The sequence below is a fragment of the Maribellus sp. YY47 genome, from assembly GCF_023111095.1.
Lineage (GTDB): Bacteria > Bacteroidota > Bacteroidia > Bacteroidales > Prolixibacteraceae > Draconibacterium.
In genome coordinates, this window is sequence record NZ_JALGYW010000039.1 from 1 (window position 1) to 16,755 (window position 16,755).

The 16,755-nt window shown below is 41.6% G+C and carries 14 protein-coding genes and 1 tRNA gene; 3 read left to right on the forward strand and 12 right to left on the reverse strand.

The window, feature by feature from the left end:
* Positions 1–293: 293 nt before the first annotated feature.
* From MR764_RS19840 to MR764_RS19855, 4 genes are all read right to left on the reverse strand, one after another.
* A complete protein-coding gene (locus MR764_RS19840) occupies positions 294–800 on the reverse strand; it encodes a PEGA domain-containing protein (protein WP_247981202.1) in 507 nt (168 codons plus the stop codon).
* A gap of 83 nt (positions 801–883) precedes the next feature.
* Positions 884–1,117, reverse strand: coding sequence for a hypothetical protein (locus tag MR764_RS19845; RefSeq protein ID WP_247981203.1), 234 nt, complete (start codon positions 1,115–1,117; stop codon positions 884–886).
* A 27-nt stretch (positions 1,118–1,144) separates the two neighbouring features.
* Positions 1,145–1,522 carry an RDD family protein gene (locus tag MR764_RS19850; protein ID WP_247981204.1) on the reverse strand — a complete coding sequence of 126 codons (378 nt, stop codon included), beginning with the start codon at positions 1,520–1,522 and terminating at the stop codon, positions 1,145–1,147.
* A 315-nt stretch (positions 1,523–1,837) separates the two neighbouring features.
* Positions 1,838–2,713, reverse strand: coding sequence for a DNA/RNA non-specific endonuclease (locus tag MR764_RS19855; protein WP_247981205.1), 876 nt, complete (start codon positions 2,711–2,713; stop codon positions 1,838–1,840).
* 446 nt (positions 2,714–3,159) lie between these two features.
* Here MR764_RS19855 and MR764_RS19860 point away from each other — a divergent pair, with 446 nt between their 5' ends.
* A complete protein-coding gene (locus MR764_RS19860; RefSeq protein ID WP_247981206.1) occupies positions 3,160–5,454 on the forward strand; it encodes a DNA topoisomerase 3 in 2,295 nt (764 codons plus the stop codon).
* A 109-nt stretch (positions 5,455–5,563) separates the two neighbouring features.
* On the opposite strand, the gene MR764_RS19865 is transcribed toward MR764_RS19860, so the two are convergent.
* The 8 genes from MR764_RS19865 to MR764_RS19900 all read right to left on the reverse strand — a co-directional run bounded on the left by MR764_RS19865 (position 5,564) and on the right by MR764_RS19900 (position 13,164).
* Positions 5,564–5,647 (reverse strand) — tRNA-Leu (locus tag MR764_RS19865).
* Between the two features lie 122 nt (positions 5,648–5,769).
* A complete protein-coding gene (pyrI, locus tag MR764_RS19870; protein WP_247981207.1) occupies positions 5,770–6,246 on the reverse strand; it encodes an aspartate carbamoyltransferase regulatory subunit in 477 nt (158 codons plus the stop codon).
* 7 nt (positions 6,247–6,253) lie between these two features.
* The gene (pyrB, locus tag MR764_RS19875; RefSeq protein ID WP_247981208.1) at positions 6,254–7,162 is read right to left on the reverse strand and encodes an aspartate carbamoyltransferase; all 909 of its coding nucleotides are present in this window, start codon (positions 7,160–7,162) and stop codon (positions 6,254–6,256) included.
* A gap of 311 nt (positions 7,163–7,473) precedes the next feature.
* A complete protein-coding gene (locus tag MR764_RS19880; protein ID WP_247981209.1) occupies positions 7,474–8,079 on the reverse strand; it encodes a YigZ family protein in 606 nt (201 codons plus the stop codon).
* Positions 8,079–8,933: a hypothetical protein gene (locus MR764_RS19885; protein ID WP_247981210.1), complete on the reverse strand. Its 855-nt coding sequence runs from the start codon at positions 8,931–8,933 to the stop codon at positions 8,079–8,081. The genes MR764_RS19880 and MR764_RS19885 overlap by 1 nt, the downstream gene beginning before the upstream one ends.
* 40 nt (positions 8,934–8,973) lie before the next feature.
* Entirely contained in the window at positions 8,974–10,401 is a 1,428-nt protein-coding gene (gene dnaA / locus MR764_RS19890) for a chromosomal replication initiator protein DnaA (RefSeq protein WP_247981211.1), read from the reverse strand.
* Between the two features lie 288 nt (positions 10,402–10,689).
* Positions 10,690–11,943, reverse strand: a complete 1,254-nt coding sequence (locus MR764_RS19895; protein ID WP_247981212.1) for an MlaD family protein — start codon at positions 11,941–11,943, stop codon at positions 10,690–10,692.
* Between the two features lie 45 nt (positions 11,944–11,988).
* Positions 11,989–13,164, reverse strand: a complete 1,176-nt coding sequence (locus tag MR764_RS19900) for an N-acetylmuramoyl-L-alanine amidase (protein WP_247981213.1) — start codon at positions 13,162–13,164, stop codon at positions 11,989–11,991.
* A gap of 204 nt (positions 13,165–13,368) precedes the next feature.
* Here MR764_RS19900 and MR764_RS19905 point away from each other — a divergent pair, with 204 nt between their 5' ends.
* Positions 13,369–16,071, forward strand: coding sequence for a putative LPS assembly protein LptD (locus MR764_RS19905; RefSeq protein WP_247981214.1), 2,703 nt, complete (start codon positions 13,369–13,371; stop codon positions 16,069–16,071).
* 107 nt (positions 16,072–16,178) lie between these two features.
* Entirely contained in the window at positions 16,179–16,559 is a 381-nt protein-coding gene (locus MR764_RS19910) for a RidA family protein (RefSeq protein ID WP_247981215.1), read from the forward strand.
* The last annotated feature ends 196 nt before the right edge of the window (positions 16,560–16,755 follow it).

Consider the following 16,755-nt stretch of genomic DNA (forward strand, 5'->3'; position numbering starts at 1 on the left):
AGTGACAACTTGCAATTTAAAGGACATCGAATAGTCCTTCTGTGTACGCTTAACGTACTGTGAATGATTGATTTCTTTCATAACGCTACTTTTTGTGTAACGCTATTTCAGGACGAGACATTATAATCATTAAAAAGGCGCTTAATTTTTTAAGCGCTTTTTTCGTGTGCAGTAATTCTTCAAAATAATTGTTTATCGATGGAAACTTAAATCAAAGAAGGGCCGATTCAAAATCGGTCCTTCTTTGCAACGTAACAATTGGAGTAACCTTGTCATAATTCTAAAAGTGGTAATTATTTACCTTCTCCTTCTAAAATTTTCTTCTTTTCGATCTCAAATTCTTCCTGCGTGATAATTTTATCATCCAGAAGTTTCTTCAGTTCTCTCAGCTTCTGAGCTTTAGAATCCGTTATGTCTGAATTTACCGAAGATGAAGTTTGTGGGTCTAAAGGAACCAACACATAGGAATGAGAAGGATTGTACTTCATGGTCCATAAAAAAGGGACTAACACAAAAATACCACCAATAATAGCACCAACATCTGCCTTTTCATCTCTCGAAAATGAGGTGTTTAACGTCTCATAGCCCTCCTTTTCAAGTTTAAGAGAAGTCGTACTTCCCACAATTTTTGTATCTCTGTGTTGATATGGAGTTTCTCCAACACTTACCCCATTGAGATAAACTTTTGCACCTGATGGAGTTGATTCCAACAGAGTAGTGCTTGCACAACTTGAGAAAAAGATCAGGAATGCCAGGCAGAATGATGTTCGTTTGATTCGTTTTGAATACCGGATATTCATAACTGTTTTTTGAATAGTTAGCCGATTTGAATTAAATCAGATATCAAGATGATTCAATTAAGAAACCTCCAATTAGCCGATAACTACTTGTCGCAAGGTTTGTAAATGGCTCCGGTGGCAAAATCTACTATTGTCCCGGGCCAAAACAGCAAGATGTCAGCAATTAAGGCTCCTACTCTCATATCACGCGATGGCTCTCCGGCAGCAGGTTTGGTTTTTTGGCAAGTAGATACTTTCCCGCCAAAAACAGTTGCGCAACTTGATAGCGACAGGGCTATCATAAAGACAAAAATGTACTGAAAGATTTTTGTTTTCATAATCATCAATTTTAGTCGTTTTGAGCATTATTGCCTTTTTATAAGTTTCGTATTCGAAATCCAATCGTGCAGCCCCCGTTTAAAAAACAGATAGGATAGGATATCTATCGGTATAAACCGGATAATTGTCCGTGTAAACAATTTCAAAATTTTGAACTCCTGATTATTGTAGACAATCTGTGTTTTGGTAATCATTTTTCCCGGCGTTTGGCCGCTGAAATATTCAAAAATGAAATAATAGAAGAAATAAATTCCGGCCGAAATATAACGAACGTATTGTTGCTCTGTGGTGTCCCTGATAGCAACGATTATCAGCGATGTGATAACCAGGTAAATAATGGTATCAACAATAAAATCGATTAAACGTAAACTTTTATTTGGGATGAGGCTGTTAGTTGTTTCCATTAATCTTGTTTCGGGAATATACGTGGATACCCGTACAGAGTTCGACTAATGGTGCATAATAATTATTTTTTTGTGTAGTACACTGCCTGTTGGCTAAACGGTGTTGGACTAATAATGATGCATGAATGTTGGATAACAGTCAGTATGTCAGTGTGAAGCGAGTTTGGATTGCAAAAGCTGTTCTGCAATTTGTAGTCGAATTTTTAGGGAATTTGCCCCATTGGGTTTAAGGCAATCGTTAAGATATCAATTCCCTTGTCTCAAAACCTACCTTTTGGGTAAGTTTGTAGTTTAAGTATTGATAAATCAGATTTTTTATAACGATGATCGCCCGGCCTGCGATTGATGCAGGTGACAACATCCGTTGGTATTATTGGTCTTGTTCTTACATCGGTTGCCACTCTTTGTAATTCCCTTGCACTGAACGAAAGAACTTAACTTCTGCTGAGCTTTTACTTGTACGACCATCCTGTCGAACGACCATTTTCCGGGATCGGAATGAGACTCTAGCTTTTCTTCAGTTGAATCATCCAGCTGCGGAAAAAAATCAACTCCGGTAAGTTCTTCCACGAGATCAACTGATACCACATAATCAGAAAGTTGCTTTTCCCGTTCTGAATTGGGCAGGATCAGCGCAATCATCTTTTCTTCTCCCGTGTAGTCATAAATAACTTTGTAGTAATAACCGGGAACAGTAACTTTATTTTTCCCAATCGCTCCTTTGTTATCTTTAAATATGGCGCCGGTAACTACCCAAATTCCATTCTCTTCCAGGCTCCATTTTCGAACCGTTTCCTCTAAATTCTTCCATATTCCCCGATTGAAGCCCGGCACTTGGGGCGACATATTGGATAAAAAGAAAGTCTCGGACATGGCTGTGGAGGACTGTTTCATATCGGCAGCCGGACACAGGTGACCACGATCGTAGCCCGAGCCTTTGTAATCTTCAAGCGACGCAGATTGCGTTGACACTTTAGGGTCGGGCCGAAAATCATCCGATCTGTCTGCAGCGCCGGTCACCATCTCAGGCTTTAAATGATAAAGCACCCAAAGGGCTTGTTCGTGCTGTTCGGAATAGGCTAATGAATAACTATTATGTTTTACGATTTCGCCGGAAGACTTTGGCGTATAGTTTTGGGCAAAACCAGTCATAAATGACAATAGCATTGCCAGCGTCAGTTTTATTCTCACTTAATTGGTAATTTATTCAAAATTCGGTCTGCAAATAAAGCCTTTTTCAGTGTCGAAACATTCATTTTTTTTTGATTTCATTTGCTGCACCGAAATATCAAACGTCAAAACGCTTCGGAAAATATTTTTTCAGGAGAGGCAATTTTTCAGACACATTATTTCAATCCGAAAAGAAGAGTTGAAATATAATTTGCGCGTGGATTTGTTTAAAATGAAAAACAAGGGTAAGGTGCTACAATACAAATGTTTTTCCGGATTTTGACGTGTCGTTCAATAACCAATTTCATTTTGAGATTAAGTTTGCCAACGGAATTTTCATAGTATCTTTTCCCCGATACAGGATTATAAATTTTACCATTGGTATTCATTTTTGAGTATGGATTTTCCGGTACTGTTAATAACTCCCTTTTTCATCACAAACGATTCCTTGTATATTCGCAGCACGTATGATTGTTTGTATTGCAGAGAAACCAAGTGTAGCCAAAGAAATTGCCCAGGTAATTGGGGCAACTTCGCGAAAAGATGGTTATTTCGAAGGCAATGGTTACCAGGTAACCTGGACCTTTGGCCATTTTTGTACCTTGTGGCCACCCGAGGATTATAATGCCCAATGGAAACGCTGGGATTTGCAGACACTTCCCATGTTGCCCCAACGTTTCGAAACCAAGGTTATGACGGGCGATAGCGGGGTGACCAAACAATTTAATACGATTAAAAGCCTGCTGAATAAAGCAACCCAGGTGATTAACTGTGGTGATGCCGGGCAGGAAGGTGAACTGATTCAGCGCTGGGTGATGAAAGAAGCTGGTTACAAAGGCGAAGTGAAGCGGTTGTGGATTTCGTCGCTAACCAACGAAGCCATAAAAAATGGTTTTCAAAAACTGCAGCCAGCCACCGAGTTTGATAACCTGTATTATGCCGGCAGCTCACGCGCCATTGGCGATTGGCTGCTCGGAATGAATGCCACCCGATTGTATACCCTGAAATACGGCGCTTACAAGCAGGTGTTGTCTATCGGGCGGGTACAAACGCCAACGCTGGCCATGCTGGTAACCCGTCATTACGAAATCGAAAATTTTAAGCCACAGCCTTATTGGGAGTTGCAAACCACTTATCGTGATACGGTTTTCAGCAATACTGAAGGTAAATTCTTCAAAAAAGAGGACGGTGAAAAATTGCTGAATCAGGTGCTCGATAAAGACCTGTTTATCATCGACGTTGAAAAGAAAGACGGGAAAGAATATGCACCAAAGCTGTTCGACCTGACCAGTTTGCAGGTATATTGCAATACCCGTTTTGGGCTGACCGCCGACGAAACGTTAAAGATTGTTCAACGGCTGTACGAAATGAAAGCCGTTACCTATCCGCGTGTTGATACCACTTTTTTGCCCAACGATTTATATCCGAAAGTACCCGAAATTTTAAAAGGACTGAAAGGTTACACCCAGTTTACCGGGAAGCTGCTGGAGAAAAAAATCAGAAAGTCAACCAGCGTTTTTAACGATAAAAAAGTTACCGACCACCACGCCATAATTCCTACCGGCGAAGAGAAATTGCTGGGAGGCCAGGAGAAAAATGTTTACGATGCCATTACACGCCGTTTTCTGGCGGTATTTTACCCCGACTGTACGGTAGCCAAAACGCAGGTAAAAGCCGAAGTGGACACGGTACAGTTTGTGGCCAACGGTAAACAAATTCTGCAACCGGGCTGGCGTGTTGTGTTTCAGGATGAAAATAGCAAAAGCGGCGATGGCGACACTATTCTTCCTGCATTCACCGTAGGAGAACACGGTCCGCACGAGCCAGCCTTTACCGAAAAAGAAACGAAACCTCCGCGTTATTACACCGAGGCATCGTTGCTGCGTGCCATGGAAACCGCCGGTAAAAATGTGGACGATGAAGAATTGCGCGATCTGATGAAAGCCAATGGAATCGGCCGACCTTCAACACGGGCAGCGATTATCGAAACCTTGTTCCGGAGAAAATACATTGAGCGGCAGAAAAAGCAGATTCATCCCACAAAAATGGGAATTCAGTTGATTGACACCATTCAGAATGAGCTGTTAAAATCAGCCGAATTGACCGGGCAGTGGGAGAAACGTTTACGTGAAATTGAACAGGGTGAATACAGCGCATCGAAGTTTATTAACGAGATGAAACGTATGGTTTACGATCTGGTAGTGGAAGTGCTCAGTGATCGTACAACGGTCAAACTGGCCGCTCCCGAACCGGAACCAAAAAAACCGGCCGAAAAGAAAAAAAAGGAGAAGGATGCCACGAGTGATGAAATGAAATGTCCAAAATGTTCGGAAGGCTCGATTCTGAAAGGGAAAAATGCTTATGGATGCAACCGTTGGAAAGATGGTTGTGATTTCAGGCTGCCCTTTGTTTTTATGGAGAAAAAGCTTACCGAGAAACAAGTGGTCCAACTGCTGGAAAAGCGCGCTACCTCAAAATTGAAGGGCTTTAAAATGGGCGACAAAAAAGTGGATGGTATCCTGCAACTCACGGATGATTTTAATGTAGAATTTGTGGATAAAACTCCAGTCAGGGAGAAAGCTGTTGATACAACGCCCAAATGTCCGAAATGTGGCGGAACCATTGTAAAAGGAAAAACAGCCTACGGTTGCAGCAACTGGAAACAAGGCTGCGATTTTAAATTCCCGTTTGATGCCATTCGCGAAAAAGCTGCAGGAAGAAAGTTAACCAGGGAACTGGTACTGGAAATTATTACCTCTTGAAAAATTCCTTTGAGCATTAGGTTGTAACCAATTTTATAATGCTTGCATTTTCGTTTCGGCATGCGTTCCCCTAAAAGCAAAAAGGCCAGTAAAAACTGACCTTTTTTTGTGCCCAGTAAAGGACTCGAACCTTCACATTCATAAGAATACTAGTCCCTGAAACTAGCGCGTCTACCAATTCCGCCAACTGGGCAATACTTTTTGAACTTCCAAATCTCCCTGAGCCGCGCCCCGTTTGATTTTGGTGGTGCAAATATATAAAAAATCCGCTCTCTGCAATACCAAAAAGCGGATTTATCTCCGAAGACACAAAAATTATATCATTCGTATTTGTTCTTCCGTCGTGATCTTCTCACAGTACTTGCATTTTAGCGCAATCGGAGCCTTCCCGATAACCTTGAAACAAGTCGTAATTTTTTCATTGTTGGTAATACATTTCGGGTTGAAACATTTCACAATCCCGGTAATTTTATCCGGTGTTTCAACAATTTTCTTTTCTACTACCTCGTAATCTTTGATAATATTCAGTTTGGCGTGAGGAGCAATCAAGGCAATTTTGTTGATTTCCACATCTTCAAAAAAAACATCACTTACTTTTATAATGGCTTTGGCGCCCAACTTCTCGCTGTCGAGGTTGGTTCCAAAAGTGATCTGGTTCTGAATTTTGTCTAAGCCCAAAATGCTGATGACCTTAAACAGGCTATTGGCCGGAATATGATCGATCACCGTACCTTCTTTTATGGCGCTTACTTTTAGTTTTAGCTTCTTTTTCGCATTATCTTTTGCTTCCATTGGATTTTTATTTAAGGTTCATCACATGTGAAATAATGGCTTCGCGGGTAAAAACACCATTTCTGGCCTGTTCGAAGTAATAGGCTTTTTCGTTGGCATCAACATCGGTGCTGATCTCGTTTACCCTTGGCAGCGGGTGAAGGATTCTCATATTGGGCTTGGTGTTCTTTAGCATTTCATTATTCAGAATATATACGTCTTTCACTTTTTCGTATTCAATCGGATCTACAAACCGCTCTTTTTGTACACGTGTCATGTAAATGATATCGGCTGCAGATATTATATCGGTGAATTCTTCGTGTTCAAAATAGCGAATACCCTTTTCCTGCAGGTGGTGCAGATACCCCTGAGGCATTTTTAGGTTGGGTGGTGCAATGAAATTGAAGATTGGATTTTCGAATTCAGACATGGCTTGCAGCAATGAATGTACGGTTCTTCCGTATTTCAGGTCGCCAACCATAAAAAGATTAATGTTGTCGAGTGTACCCTGTGTTTTCATAATCGAATACATATCGAGCAGGGTTTGGGTGGGATGCTGGTTGGCTCCGTCGCCGGCATTAATAACGGGGATCTTCGAAACTTCGGCGGCATAACGCGCTGCTCCTTCCAACGGGTGACGCATCACAATCAGATCGGCGTAGTTACTTACCATTTTAATGGTATCGTGCAGGGTCTCTCCTTTGGTTGCGCTCGAACTGTCGGGGTCGGCAAAGCCGATGATACGTCCGCCCAAACGGTTAATGGCGGTTTCAAAGCTTAAACGTGTTCGGGTAGAGGGTTCAAAAAACAGCGAGGCTACCACTTTCCCTTTTAACAGCTCCTGGTTTGGGTTTTCTTCAAACTCGGCAGCCAATTCGAGAATACGCAGGTATTCTTCTTTCGAAAAATCGGTAATCGATAATAAATCCTTCTTCATTGCCATTATTTATAGTATTTAATTTCGGAATGCCGTAACAGAAAAAAACCAACATTTCGGTAATGAAAATGTTGGTTTTCGTTGAATTGATAAAAAGTGTTTACTATTTTATCAAAATATACGATTGATGATTCTAATCGTTCGATGCATTTTTCAGGAAAAAGAACCTTCTGCAGGAGGCTTGTGATGCCTCTTTTTAGAAAAGTTGAAAGGAATATCGCACTTTGCATCATGGCTCAAAAATAGGTTCTTTAAATAACATTTGTCGGAATTGCCTGCCGGTACTTTTCACCATTTTATTAACACTGAATTTACCCGCTAATTTTCTTTATCCCAAGCCCGTAAATCTGGTCAAAAATGTTGAATGCCTTTTCAGCATCGCTTTTCCGAACCTTAAAAACCAAGCGGCAGTTTTCCTGAAAATCAGTTACGGTAATGTTCAGGTTTTCCTGTTTGATATGATACATTACGGTGTTGAGCAAATCATAACCAAACTTCAGTTCGTAGCTGGTTTCAATCAGTTTTGTAATAATTCCGGCATTGTTTAAGGCTTCAATAGTTGCATTCCGGTAAGCATTGATCAACCCGCTTACGCCCAAAAGAGTACCTCCAAAATAACGTACCACCACTACCAGAATGTTGGTTACCTCGTAACTTTGAAGTTGCCCGAGTATTGGCTTTCCGGCAGTGGAAGACGGTTCTCCGTCGTCGTTGGCGCGGGTGGTAATTTCTTCGGTTCCCAAACGCCAGGCATAACAGTGGTGCCGGGCACTGTGGTGCTCTTTTTTTAGTTGCTGAATAATGTCTTTGACTTCTTCCTCTTCCCGGATGGGGTAAGCATAGGAATAAAACTTACTTCCTTTGTCTTTGAAATATCCTGTACTTGTTTGCTCGATGGTTTTGTAAACGTCGTTCATTAGAATAATAAATACAAACTGATCATTGCCAGCACAATTCCTGCAAAGTTAGTTTTATTCAGCTTTTCTTTAAAAATCATCCGGCCTAAAACAGTGGTAAGCGCAACAATAAGCATGTTATTCAACGCAAAAACCAACGAACCGGGCATGCCTGTTTTGTTGAGTGCCTGTAGTATAAAATAGAGTGAACCAAAATTTGCGGTTCCGAGTAAAACGCCCAACAAAAGAGTAGGGAGGTGCAGACGGGTACTCCATTGCCGGGAGAGCAGAAGATATCCGGTCCCGCAAATCAGCGCCGCAAAAAATACGAGCGTGGTATATAAACTTACTTCGCTAGCAGTGATTTTTGTTGCCTGTACAAATTTCACCAGCGAATCGACTATTCCACTTCCTATGAAGATGAACGCGGGTAGCAGCACATAGTTCAGGTTGGTTCGTTTGAGATCCTTTTTATAAACCGTGAGGGCAACTGCAACAACTGCCGAAATAATTCCTAACAGTTTTAAAAATGACAACTCCTCCTCAAAATAGAACAGCGAGAAAGAAACGGGAAATACCAGCGAAAGCTTGGTCGCTAGACTTGTAACTGTTATTCCGGCCTTTTGCGTACTTTTCCCGACAACGAAGAACATAAGCGCGAACAAGATTCCGAGCAGCGCAGCATAAGGAATCCAGCGTATTGTGCTTTCGGTTGAATATGTTTCTAACGGTTCAAAAAGGAAAATTCCAAGAAGTGTGGCTGCCAGATAGTTAATGGTGATCAGCACTGCCAGCTTTGCTTGGTAGTGTTTGGCAACACGAAATACAACAAAGATCAGTGAAGAGGAGAGGATGCTTGCTGCAAGGTAGATCATGTGGCAAAAAAAAGGCAGACTTAAAAGTCTGCCGTGTATTTTACATTTTCAATTTCTTCTCTATTTCTTCCACAAAAACCCGGAAGTTCTTGTCGGTATCTTTCAGGTTATTTACCGTTTTGCAGGCGTGTAACACTGTGGCGTGGTCTTTACTTCCAATTTGCGCCCCGATACTTGCCAGCGAATATTTGGTTAAACTTTTCGAGAAGTACATGGCGATTTGCCGTGCCTGAACCACTTCGCGTTTTCTGGTTTTGGTCTGAAGTGCGTCAACGGGCATATTGAAATAATCGCAAACAACTTTTGAAATGTACTCGATCGACAATTCGCGTTTCGAATTTTTCACCAGCTTATTGATGAGCTTGGCGGCCAGTTCGAGTGTAATCTCTCTTTTGTTCAACATCGATTGTGCCAGCAACGAAACCAAGGCACCTTCCAGTTCTCGTACGTTATTGGTAACATGCGACGCAATGTACTCCAGCACTTCTTCCGAAAGAGTAATTCCGTCTTTGTATACTTTTTGACGGAGGATCTCCATACGGGTTTCAAAATCAGGAATTTGCAGGTCGGCTGTTAATCCCCATTTGAAACGCGACAATAATCTTTGCTCCATACCTTTCAATTCGATCGGCGGTTTGTCTGAGGTAAGAATCAGCTGCTTACCCATTTGGTGCAAATGATTGAAGATGTGGAAGAACGTTTCCTGTGTTTTTTCTTTGCCAGCAAATTCATGTACGTCATCCAGAATCAGTACATCTACCATTTGATAGAAATGCAGGAAGTCGTTACGGTTGTTGTTCCGTGTTGCTTCGGTGTATTGTGTCTGAAATTTGTTGGCATTTACATACAGAACCACTTTATCCGGAAAGCGCTCTTTTACTTCAATTCCAATTGCCTGTGCCAGGTGCGTTTTTCCCAGCCCCGAGTTTCCATAGATCATCAGCGGGTTAAACGCCGTTCCTCCCGGATTTTGGGCTACTGCATAACCTGCGCTTCGGGCAAGGCGGTTGCAGTCTCCTTCTACAAAATTTTCGAAGGTATTGTCCGGCTTTAATTGCGGATCAATTTGAAGTTTTTGGATGCCCGGAATAATAAACGGATTCCGGATGGTCGGTTTTTCATCCGACTTTAACGGGATGGTTAATGGTTTGTTCTGGATTTTGGTGTTGTTGTTGGTCGGGTAATTAACAGTGTATGGTTGATTACCGTTTTTATTTCCCATTACAACATTGTACTCCAGTTTTGCTGCCGGACCAATTACCATGCGCAGAGTCTTTCTCAGAATATCGATGAATTGTTCTTCAAGATATTCATAAAAGAATGCACTTGGTACCTGGATCGTCAGCACTTGGTTTTCCAATTTTACCGGTTCGATAGGCTCAAACCAGGTCCTGAAGCTGCTACTCGGAACGTTATCTTTTATAACGTTTAGGCACTTCTCCCATGCAGATTTGTATTCGTTGCTCATTTACAATTGCAGGATAATTGAGGTTCTACAAAAAATTTCCTTAGTGGTATTCCTGAGGACAAAAATTGCGAAAAAAAAATGAAAAAAAAAATCGTATTTCTATTGTTTTAAAACTTAATTATTTATCAGTTTCTATTTCAGGCGTTTATAAGGTAAAAAAAATATATCATTTTTAATTTACTGAAAATCAGATTGTTATGCTTAATGCCTTGATATATACAAGAATAACTGGTTGGTAGTGGTCAGAGATATATTTTGTTAATTAAAACCCCCGATTTTCGCTATCCCTTACTGTATCTTACGTAGAGCTTTTTCGAGTGTAATAATGCGTCCGTTTTTGAATGCAACAATGCTCGAATCAGGAAATTTTTTCCGAATGGAACTAAACAGAAGTTCGATTTCGGAGTAAACGCCCGAGTTACCTGCCAAATACGAATAAACTCCTCCCGAATAATATTCTTCTACATTCTTTATCCCGCTAAACCGATCACTGTTTAAATCGAGTTTTATTTTGCTCGAAACAAGATGAACCTTAAAAACAATATCTTTTGATGACAGATCTTGCTTTGTGTTTACGTACACGTCTTTCCCGAAATCAAAAGCCGAAAATTGCAGGTAACGTTTCGGATTTTTTTGAACATCGGCAATCAGGAAAGCCATATTCTCTGAAAGCATGTTGATGGAGTAGTACAATTCATCATCATTCAGCAGGAGCCCGGCCGTATTGTCATCACTGTTCAGTTTGTCGAGTGTGGCGATAAGTTGTTCCGAAATGTTTTCAATGTTATCCAAAACCGGCGATACCGATATTTGTGACATGGTATCGCTGAATGCATGAAGGTTTTGCACGGTTGCTTCAAAAGCTGAAGAATTGTTTTTAAACATTGTGGTGATGGAGTCAATATTCGTAATAATGTTTTTCATGCTTCCTTTTTCAGCGGCAACTATTTCCTGCAGGTCAGCAGTGGTGGCTTCAATGTTTTTAATGCTTTGGTTGATGTTGGCAAAACTCGCCGATAAATTGGCCTGGGCATCTTCATTTAAAATGGCGGTAAAAACCGTCAGTGCCGAATCCAGAGTTCCCAAAAGTTCTTCCGCTTTGTTTTTTAGTGGGAGAACCTGCATGCTCACCTGCTCTTTCAGGTCGTGCTCGATGGAGCCACGAATGGTGTCGTTGGCATGATGATAAGTTAGCTCGTCGCTCATATCAAGTTTTACCGATCGGGTTCCCATGATGTCGCTGCTGATAATTTGTGCCACAGAGTTTGTCGGTATACCAAATTCAGAGTCGATGGCCAAGGTTACGATCAAACGCCCGCTTCTGTCGGGGGCAAAAGTGATATCTCTTACTTTTCCGATTGGGTAGCCATTCATCATAACTTTGCTGGAAGGTGCAAGCCCGTCAACACGATCGTAATACACGTAATAGTAACTGGTGCGCGAAAAAAAATCGTTTCCTTTCAGGTAACTTAAACCCCAGAAAAAGATGGTGAGCGCTATAACGATAAGGATTCCAAGTCTCGAATATTTAGATAATCTCATGATCAGGTTTTGCTATATTTATTGTAAAATTAGCGATTTCAGTTCTCACTTCTCCAATTCCTGAGCCATTTTTACAGAAATTAACTGATTGTTGTGGAACGCAACCACAAATGCGGCGGGGTATTTTTTCTGAACTGCAGACAGCTCGGCTTCTGCAGTTGAGCGGTTTTCGTACTTGCCCGAGAAGTATCGGCTAAGTGGCGGTGCGTCTACCCGAAAAACGTTGGTCAGACCTTCAAAATTCTCTGCCGCAGGATTCAATTTCTTTTTTAGTGCCGCTATCTGGATGGAATAGTAAAGATCCTTTTTTACTGTATTTGGTTTTGTTTCGATAGCCGGGGCAGCCTGTTTTTTCGATTCAGCAACTGGACGGGGAACTGGCTGTGGTTTGACGTCGCTGGTTACAAGGTGAAAACTGCTTTTCTGTTCAACGTCGGTTTTGTATGTTTTAAATGCCCTGAAGATAGCAGAAGCGATGTTGGCACGTCCGCCAGGGCTACTCAGATAGTTTCGTTCTGAGGAGTTGCTTAAAAATCCGGTTTCAATCAAGACTCCGGGCATGGTAGTACGCCGCAAAACCAGAAATCCGGCTTCTTTTACGCTGCGGTCTTTTCGCATAGCTCGTTCTCTGAATTCATTTTGAACAATGTTCGCCAGGGAAATACTCTGCTCCTTATATTCGTCCTGTACCAGTTCAAACATAATGTAGGACTCAGAGGAGTTGGGATCAAAACCTTCGTAAGTATTGGTATAATCGTCTTCCAAAAGGATTACGGAGTTTTCTTTCTTGGCCACCTCCAGGTTATCCTGACTCCGGTGCTGCCCCAGAACAAAAGTTTCGGTGCCGTATACATAGCTTTGTTCAACCGCATTGGCATGTATCGAAATAAAAAGATCGGCGTTGCTTTTGTTCGCAATTTCGGCCCGTTTGTGTAAGGGAATAAACACATCGGTTTTGCGGGTGTATACCACTTTTATATCCGGAAACTCTTTTTGGATCTGTTCTCCGAGTTTCAGGGCAATGTCGAGCACTACATTTTTTTCCTCCACATTTCCTCCTACCGTTCCCGGATCTTTGCCACCGTGGCCGGGATCGATCACAATTACCGACAGCCGGCTTGCGTCTTTCGACTGAGTTAGCCCTTTTTTTACAGGGAACAGCACAAAGAAAGACAAGATGAATACGATCAGATAAATATGTTTTTGACAGCTGATTTTCATGCGTATTGCCGATTTATAGTTATTAAACCCCCAAAACTGGACGAATATTATCTGGTATGCCGGAATTTTCCTTTATAACCAAGGCTCCGTGTTTTAAACGTTAAAAATAGAAAATTAGAATTATTTTGCATTTTCTAGACAAATAGTCTTGGTCATATTTATATTTTTGTCCAGCCTTAGTGGTGTAGAAACACAGAAAACATTTTGAGGAAATCATTTTTAACATATCTTTTTATCGCATGCCCTTGCTGGCTTCTGTTTGGTCAGGAACCGGGAACTACATTTTCTGTACCCAATTCGCCCGTCGATAAAAACCTTGAGTTAATAGCGCCCGATACGGTTGCAATGGATACCCTTGCGTTGGATTCAACGCTGGCCGTTACCGATACTTCCAAAATAAAAGATCCGTTTCTGGTCGATCCGATTGTTTATAATGCAGAGGATTCAATGATTGTTTCGCTCGACGGTCAGAAGGTTTATTTGTATAACAATGCAAAAGTAACTTACCAGCAAATCGAGCTTACCGCATATTATATTCAGCTTGACCTTGAAACAAAGGAGATTTATGCTGAAGGTATTGTTGATTCGACCGGGACCATGAAGCAGAAACCTATTTTTAAACAGGGATCGGAGCAGTATGAATCGGAAACGATGCGGTATAATTTTGACACCGAAAAAGCCTTTATTACCAAAGTAGTATCGCAACAGGGCGAAGGTTTTATTCATAGCGACCGTACCAAGAAAATTGGAAAGGAAGTATTTGTAACGGAAAAAGCCAAGTATACCACTTGTGATGCCGATCATCCGCACTTTTACCTTCAGCTTACCAAAGCAAAGGTGATTTCAAATAAAAAGATAATCACGGGACCGGCTTACATGGTTTTGGAAGATTTTCCGCTTTATTTCCCGATTCTTCCTTTCGGATATTTCCCGAATTCGCCTTCTTACTCGTCGGGTATCCTGATTCCGACATACGGAGAAGAAAACAACCGGGGATTCTTTTTGCGTGATGGAGGTTATTACTGGGCGGCCAGCGAATACTTCGATTTAGCCGTACAGGGCGACATTTACTCCAAAGGATCGTGGGGAGGCCGTGCAAAAACGAATTACCGCAAACGCTACAAGTTTAGCGGAAACTTTAGCTTCGATTATGCGATTAACAAGTACGGCGAAAAAGGATTTGATACTTACCAGAAATCAAATCAGTTTAAAGTTTTATGGTCGCATACCCAGGATGCAAAGGCAAATCCCAATCAAACCTTTTCGGCCAGTGTAAACTTGTCTTCTACCGGATACGACAAACAGAACTCATATAGCAGCCAGGACTATCTGACAACAACAAAATCGTCGAGTGTATCGTATTCCCGTCGTTTTGAGAACACTCCTTTTAACATGTCGATGAACCTGCGGCATTCTCAGAACACCCGCGACAGTACCATGTCGCTTTCGATGCCGGAGTTAACATTTAGTATGGCAAAAGTGTATCCGTTCAGGAAGAAAAACAGAAGCGGGAAGCTTAAATTCTATGAGAATTTCGGAATAAATTATACGGGTAATTTCAAAAATTCAATTACAGCAAAGGAAGATGAGATTTTTAGCAGCTCGTTTGCTACCGATTGGCAAAACGGAATAAAGCATTCAGTGCCGATCGCATTCCCGAGTTTTAACCTGTTTAAATACATTAATTTCAGTCCGGGAATCAGCTACAACGAGAAGTGGTATTTTAAAAAATATGAGTACGAGTACGAAAAGGGTGCTAATTACGTCAACAATCCGTCGGGCGTACCCAATACAGTGCGCGTAGATACCATCACCGGATTAAACCGTGTATACGATTATGCGTACAGTGTTAGTGCATCAACCAATATTTACGGAAACTTTCAGCCGCTTAACCGAAATTCAAAAGTGGTCGGTATCAGGCATAAAATGACACCCTCGATTTCGTTTAGCTACCGGCCCGATTTTGGGAAGGATAAATTTGGCTACTGGCAGGATGTTCAGGTAGATTCTATGGGAACTGTACGTTACCTGGATACTAACCTTGGAGGAATTTACGGAGGTTCGCCGGGAAGGGGAGAATCAGGATCTATTTCATTCTCGTTAAGCAATAACCTGGAGATGAAAAAACTGGATACCCGTGATACCACAAAGGCTGAAGGAGATCAAAAGTACAAGAAGGTAAAACTGATCGATAACCTGAGTTTGAGTACTTCTTACGATTTGATTGCCGACTCTTTAAACCTTGCCCCGATTTCAATCAGGGGGCGTACAACAGTCGCCGGTGTTAGTATTAATGCCGGAGCTACAATGGATCCGTACATGGTGGACGAAAATTACCGAAAAATCCACAAGTATACCTGGAACGAAAGAAGTGGTTTTGGTAAATTGGGGCGTTTGACCCGTGCTAATCTTTCATTCGGAATGAATTTTAAATCGAAAAGCAAGGACGGGAGAGGCGGTCAAAATAATCAGCAGGGAGCTTCAGAAATACCGGGAGAAGATGAAAATACTCCACCGGTTGAAGAAGATATGCTGGCATCAACGTATGCGAATTATGTCGACTTCAATATACCCTGGGATTTTGGATTTGATTACAGCATGAATTACACCGGTAAATCAGCTTCAGCGCCCAATGGCCGGGTAACTCAAACGCTCGGGTTCAGAGGGAATGTCAGTATTACAGAAAAGTGGAAGATGAGTATGAATACCAACTTTGATATTCAGGCCGGCGAGTTTTCGTTTACTACTTTTAACCTCACAAGGGATTTGCATTGTTGGGCCATGTCGTTCAACTTTGTTCCCTTCGGATTCAGGAAAAGCTACAGCTTTACCATCAATGCAAAATCGTCGATGCTGGCAGATCTAAAGGTTAAGAAGCAAAAGAGTCATTACGACAATAATTTCTAAAATATACAATATTATGAAACGACCATGACGGAGATTAACCACAAACAAGTATAATTAAAATCATGGGAGTTCCATCGAATACGAACGAAATAAACAATTTTAATGAGATGAAACGGATTATTGCAACGGATAAGGCTCCGCAGGCTATTGGTCCATACAGCCAGGCATTGGAGGTTAACGGAACGCTTTATATTTCCGGTCAGGTACCGCTTGATCCGGTAACCATGAAAGTGGTGGAAGGCGGAATTCAGGAACAGACTCAGCAGGTCATGAAAAACATTGGAGCTATTCTGGAGGCTGCCGGTTATTCGTTTGACGACGTAGTAAAGTCTACTTGTTTGCTTAGCGATATGGCGAACTTTAAACCGATGAATGAAGTTTACGGTGCGTATTACACCCAGAATCCGCCTGCAAGGGCTGCATTTGCCGTTAAAGAACTTCCGCTGGGGGTTTTGATCGAGATAGAAACCGTAGCGGTAAAAGGCTAAACTGGAATAAAAATCGGTCCGAAAGGGCATTAAAAAAGGGCTTACAAAATGTAAACCCTTTTTTTATTCTGTGTCTCGTCCTGAAATAGCGTTACACAAAAAGTAGCGTTATGAAAGAAATCAATCATTCACAGTACGTTAAGCGTACACAGAAGGACTATTCGATGTCCTTTAAATTGCAAGTTGTCACTGAGAT